This is a genomic window from Inquilinus limosus MP06 (assembly GCF_000767795.1).
GTDB classification, from domain to species: domain Bacteria; phylum Pseudomonadota; class Alphaproteobacteria; order DSM-16000; family Inquilinaceae; genus Inquilinus; species Inquilinus limosus_E.
Map to the genome: position 1 here is coordinate 1 of NZ_JANX01000404.1, position 5,837 is coordinate 5,837.

Genomic DNA, 5,837 nt, shown 5'->3' on the forward strand with positions numbered 1-5,837 from the left:
CGAAGGCGATCACTCGCCACACCCGGTCGCGCAGCGCCGCCGCGTCGACATCCTCCAACGTCCCGCTGTAGCGCAGCCGGCCCAGCGTGACGCCGTCGCCGGCCGCGGGGTCGCCGGCCGACAGCCCCTCCGCCTCGACCCGCAGGGCGATGTCCTGCCGCGCCGGGCCGGATCCTTGCGCGCGGGACTCGCCGGTGCGCGGCGTGGTGGCGCTGGTCAGGGTCAGCCGGTGCACGGCGATCCGGGTCTTGTCGCCCTCGGTCACCGTCAGCCCGTCCGACACGTCGCTGGAGGCGGTCAGCAGCGACGCGGCGAGGTCGACGGTCAGCTCGGCATGGCGGCTGCGGCTGGTGATGGTGACCGCCGGCTCGTCACCGCCCGGCCGGATCTCGCAGCGCAGCGGCGTCTCGCCCTGCAGCCGGTAGACCGATCCCTCGCCGGCCGTCGCGGTGTAGCGGTCGCCGTCGCAGCGGATCCGCACCACCCGCTTGCGGCCGTCGGCATCGTCGTCGCGCAACGCCAGGGACAGGGCCGGGCCGGTGACGCTGTATCCGGCGCCGGCGGGCTCGACCGTCCAGCCGCCCTCGAAGATCGGCTCGCCCAGCCCGGGCGTGGCCAGGGTCGGGGTCAGGATCGCCGCGAGCCCTTTCTTCAGGGCGGCCGCGCCGTCCGGCGTCGCCTGGCCGAAGGCCGGGCCGGCGGCCAGAAGGGCGGTGGCGCAGAGCAGGGCGGGGACGAGACGATGCATGGGAGTTCCTCGGGTCGCTACTGCTTCGGCGCCAGCGCCGCCAGGTCGGTGCCGTTGACCAGGATCTTGCCGGCGTCGTCGACGACGATGTCGTAGTCCCGCGCCGGGCGCCCGTCCTCGGCCGTGGCCTGGCGTCCCATCACCTGCGCCATGGTCAGGCCGGCCGCCGCCTGGGCGCCGTCCGGCTGGCTCTGGATGAACTTGATCAGCCCGTCGAGATTGGTGAAGCGCAGGTCGAGATCGGCGTTCACGCCATGCTTGGCCGCCTCCTTGCCCTGCACCGAGCCCTTCAAGTCGATTGCGGCTTCCGGCGCCGCGATGTGGAAGCTGGTGATGTCGAGCCGGCTGCCGGCTTTGCGCAGGACGCCGCCGAGCTCCATCATCGCCTGGGCCATCGCCTGCTGGGCCTTGGCCGGGTCGGCCGCCTGGCCGGCCGAGGCCTCCATCACCCCCATATAGGCGGTGCCGACCTCAGCCCAGGGAACGGCGCTGGCGTTCAGGCGGATGGTCGCGTCGGTCGGGATCCATTCGGCGAAGGGCGGCTTCGGGGCGATCGCCAGCCCGGCCATCTCCATCTCGATCACCCCGGTGCCGCTGCCCGGCGTGGCCGCGCCGGCATAGCCCTCGACGATGCGCGTCCGGTCCAGCGTCACCTGCACGTCCGGCGCCTTCACCCGCAGGTCGGTCATCGTCGCGCCGAATTGGCCGCCGTCGCCATAGGCCGCCATCATCTCCTTGAACGGGCCCATGATCCTCTTCATCACTTCGCCCTGCACCGCGGCCGCCTGCTTCGGATCGGCCGCGGTGCCGGAATCGGCGAGCGATTCGAACATCTCGACATAGACGTCGATCACCTGGCCGTAGGACGACATGACCTGGTGCACGTTCATGCCGTCCATGGTGCCGTCATAGGCGGCATGGCCCATGCTGAACCGCTCGACCCCGGTCTCGTCCAGGGCGCTGATGCCGCTGGCCTCCATCTTGAAGGCGACGTCGTGCCGGTCGGGGGCGGTCGCCGGGCGCAGTCGGCTGCTGGCGGACAGGGTGTCGACCGTGACCTTCCCCTGCTTCCCGTCCTGGGTGCCGGAGAGGCCGTCGATCCGCCATTCCCCCTCGGTGAACAGCTTCTGCTGCAGATCGACCGTGAAATGGGCCTGCAGCGACCGGGAGGCCAGGGTGATCTTGCTCTCCCCCTCCGGCGTGGCGACGCAGTTCAGCGGCTCGGTGCTCTCCAGCCGCCAGGTGGCGGCGCCGGTCGAGGCGGCGCTGTAGGTCTGGGCGTCGCAATGCAGCGCCACCGCCTTCGACGCCGCCTCCTTGCCCTTCAGCGTCAGGTCGATGCCGGGGAAGACGACCGTGTAGCCGGCGCCCGCCGGCTCGACCGTGACCGGGCCGGTGAACAGCGGCTGCTGCTGCACCCGGATGTCCAGGATCGGCTTCAGCATCTCGTTCAGCCCGTCGCGCAGCCCCGCCGCGCCGTCGGGCGTCGACTGCGCCCAGGCGCCGCCGGCGAGACAGAGCGGGACGGCGCCCGCCAGGATGCAGATCGACCGTCTCATCTTCGCCTCCCGCTATGCGATGTCGTGGCCGTCGGCTCAGCGCAGGCCGAGCAACGGCTTGAGGTCGGTGCCGTTGAGAAGGATGTCGCCCTTCTCGCTGATCTCGAGCTTGTAGGTGCGGGCCGGCTGGCCGTCGACCGTCTCCTCCGCGCCCATGGTCTGCAGCACGGTCAGGCCCTGCACCATCTCCACCCCGTCCGGCGCGGCCTTCGCCGCCTCCAGCGCCTTGTCCAGCCCGGTGACCACCAGCCGGGCGTCGCCGGTCATCATCAGCGGCGCCTTCGGGTTCGGCCGCAGCGTGCCGGTCAGGTCGATGCTGGTCAGCGGCGACGACGCCCTGAACGAGCGGATCTCCAGCGCGCCGTTGCCGTTCATCACCGCCTGCTGCAGCTGGGCGCCCGCGATCTCCGCCGCCTGGTCGGGGCCGAGCGTGGCCGAGCTGTCGAGCATGCCGGTCAGGGCCTGCAGCAGCGCCTGGTTCGGCAGGTTGGTCAGCGCCAGGTCCACCGTGGCGGTGTGCGGGATGAACTGGCCGAACTCCGGCAGCGGGTCGATGCCGAGCTGGGCGAGGTCGAGATTGATCCGGAAGGTCGAGGCGTCCTGCGCCAGGCCGGCGATGCCGACGCCGAAGCCGGCCGAGGCCAGCGTTACCTTGTCGACCCCGTCGCCGGCGCCGGGCGTGACCTCGACGCCCTTCACCCCGTAGCTGAAGCCGAAATCGTTGAACAGCTTCGGCGTGCCCTGGAACACGCGGCCGAGCTCGGCCAGGAACTCCTTCGGCATCTCGCCGCCCGGCTCGGCCGGATAGCGCTTCTGCAGGTCGGTCAGCTTGTCGCTGAAGCTGCGCAGCGCCGCCATGTTCGCCGCCGCTGCCTTGCCCTCGACCGTGGCGCCGTCGAGATGCATCAGCTGGGCCCCGGTCTCGTCGATGAAGGAGAGGCCGGAGAAGCCGATCGTGCCGGTGCTGTCATAGGTGTCCGGGCCGACCGCGGTGCTGTCGCCGGCCAGCGTGATCTCGTCGATCTTGAGCGCGCCCTTGGCCTCGGCCGGGTTCAGCGAATGAGCGGTGATCTGGCCCAGCTTGCCGTCCAGCGACATGAAGGCATGGTATTGCGGGGCGAAGACGCCGCGCAGCGCCTGGGTGCCGATCGTCAGCTCGGCGCCCTTGTCGCCGCTCTTGGCCGGGGTGATCCGGTAGGTGGTCGGGATGGTCGCGACCGTGTCCAGCCAGCCATTCTCCAGCGGCGTCAGCTGCAGCTCGACCGGGTCGAGGGCCAATGTCGACGTGTCTGTATGGTCCGTCACCACAACCCCGGATCCAGGAGGCTGTGCCTGTTTAAAGGTGGTCGCGGCAACGGTCGTGAACACGATCTCCGACCTCGGGATCACCGCCTTGTAGGACTTGCCCTGCGGCTCGACCGTGATCGGGCCCTGGAAGTTGACCACCACCGACTTGTCGGCCGTGGCCAGGTGGGTGGCGATCCAGTCCTTCAGGCCCAGCCGGATCTTGTCGGCGCCCTCCGCCGTCGCCTGCGCCTGGGCGGCGGCCGGCAGGAGGATCCAGGCGGCGACGCCGGCTGCGAGCAGGGAAAGCGGACGCATCTCAATTCTCCGTCGAGTCGAGCGGAGGCCCGACCAATATCGTCTTCAGCCGATCGGCCGCCCGCGCGGCCGGCGGGGCGGCAGTCTTGCATTAGCACCCGCCAGCGTTCAATTGTCGGGTATGGACCTCGCAGGTGATCGCACGCGCCTCACGGCCGTGCTCGGCCCGACCAACACCGGAAAGACCCATCTCGCCATCGAACGCATGCTCGGCCATGCGAGCGGCATGATCGGCTTCCCGCTCCGGCTGCTCGCCCGTGAGAACTACGACCGGATCGTGGCGATCAAGGGACGGGCGCATGTCGCTTTGGTGACGGGCGAGGAGAAGATCGTCCCGCCCGGCGCCCGCTGGTTCCTGTGCACGGTTGAGAGCATGCCGCTGGACCGGCCGGTCGCCTTCGTCGGCATCGACGAGATCCAGCTCTGCGCCGATCCGGAGCGCGGCCACGTCTTCACCGACCGGCTGCTGCATGCCCGCGGCGGGGCCGAGACCATGGTGATGGGGTCGGAGACGATCCGCCCGCTGATCCGCAAGCTGGTGCCGGAGGCGGAGTTCGTGACCCGCCCGCGCTTCTCGGAGCTGACCCACACCGGCAAGCGCAAGCTGACCCGGCTGCCGCCGCGCAGCGCCATCGTCGTGTTCTCGGCCAACGACGTCTACGAGATCGCCGAGCTGATGCGCCGCACCCGCGGCGGCACCGCCGTGGTGCTGGGCGCCCTGTCGCCCCGCACCCGCAACGCCCAGGTCGGCCTGTACCAGTCGGGCGAGGTCGACTACCTGGTGGCGACCGACGCCATCGGCATGGGGCTGAACATGGACATCGACCATGTCGCCTTCGCCCGGCTGACCAAGTTCGACGGCCGCTTCCCGCGCCGGCTGCGCGCCACCGAGATCGCCCAGATCGCCGGCCGCGCCGGGCGGCACATGGCCAACGGCACCTTCGGCACCACCGACGAGGCCGGGACGCTGGACGAGGAGCTGGTCGAGCGGGTGGAGAACCACCGCTTCGACCCGCTGCAGACGCTGATGTGGCGCAACGGCGACCTGGATTTCCGCAGCCCGCTCGGCCTGCTGCGCAGCCTGGAGCGGCGGCCGACGCGGCCGGAGCTGCGGCGCATGGCCGAGGCCGACGACCAGCTGTCGCTGGGCCTGCTGATGCGCGACGACGAGCTGGTCGGCCGCGCCCGCAACCCGGCGGCGGTGCGCCTGCTGTGGGAGGTGTGCCAGATCCCGGATTTCCGCAAGGTGCTGTCCGACGCCCATATCCGCATGCAGGGCCAGATCTTCCGCCAGCTGACCACCGGCCTGGCCGGGCGGCTGGACACCGACTGGGTGGCGGAGCAGGTGGAGAAGCTGGACCGCACCGAGGGCGACATCGACGCGCTGGTGGCCCGCATCGCCCATGTCCGGACCTGGACCTACATCGCCCATCGCGGCGCCTGGATCCCCGATCCGGGGCACTGGCAGGAGCGCACCCGCGCGGTCGAGGACCGGCTGTCCGACGCGCTGCACGAGCGGCTGACCCAGCGCTTCGTCGACCGGCGCACCGCCCTGCTGGTGCGCACCATGAAGGCCGGCGGCGAGCTCCTGGCCGCGGTGAACGCACAAGGGCAGGTGCTGGTCGAGGGCGAGCATGTCGGCAGCATCGAGGGCTTCGCCTTCTATCCCGACGCCACCATCGAGGATGACGACCTGAAGGCGATCCGCAGCGCCGCGCGGCGGGCGCTGAAGGACGAGGTCGCCGGCCGCGTCGGCAAGCTGGAGGCGGCGCCGGACGAGGACCTGGCCCTGGCCGCCGACGGCGTCATCTCCTGGCGCGGCACCGGCATCGGCCGGATCGCCGCCGGCCCGTCGCCCTTGGCCCCCTCCGTGCGGGTGCGCGACACCGATTTGCTGGACGGGGCCGGCCGCGACCGGGTGGCGGCAC

4 protein-coding genes are annotated in these 5,837 nt (G+C 71.2%); 1 reads left to right on the forward strand and 3 read right to left on the reverse strand.

Annotated features, from left to right (window positions below; translation table 11 throughout):
• The 3 genes from P409_RS24255 to P409_RS24265 form a co-directional block, all read right to left on the reverse strand.
• Positions 1-748: hypothetical protein (locus P409_RS24255; protein WP_034844687.1), on the reverse strand; the 748-nt coding region annotated here is incomplete at its 3' end.
• A gap of 17 nt (positions 749-765) precedes the next feature.
• The gene (locus P409_RS24260) at positions 766-2,307 is read right to left on the reverse strand and encodes a hypothetical protein (RefSeq protein ID WP_034844689.1); all 1,542 of its coding nucleotides are present in this window, start codon (positions 2,305-2,307) and stop codon (positions 766-768) included.
• A gap of 36 nt (positions 2,308-2,343) precedes the next feature.
• Positions 2,344-3,909 carry a hypothetical protein gene (locus P409_RS24265; RefSeq protein ID WP_034844691.1) on the reverse strand — a complete coding sequence of 522 codons (1,566 nt, stop codon included), beginning with the start codon at positions 3,907-3,909 and terminating at the stop codon, positions 2,344-2,346.
• A 121-nt stretch (positions 3,910-4,030) separates the two neighbouring features.
• On the opposite strand from P409_RS24265, the gene P409_RS24270 reads away from it, so the two are divergent.
• On the forward strand, positions 4,031-5,837 hold a 1,807-nt coding region (locus P409_RS24270; protein WP_034844692.1), incomplete at its 3' end, for a helicase-related protein.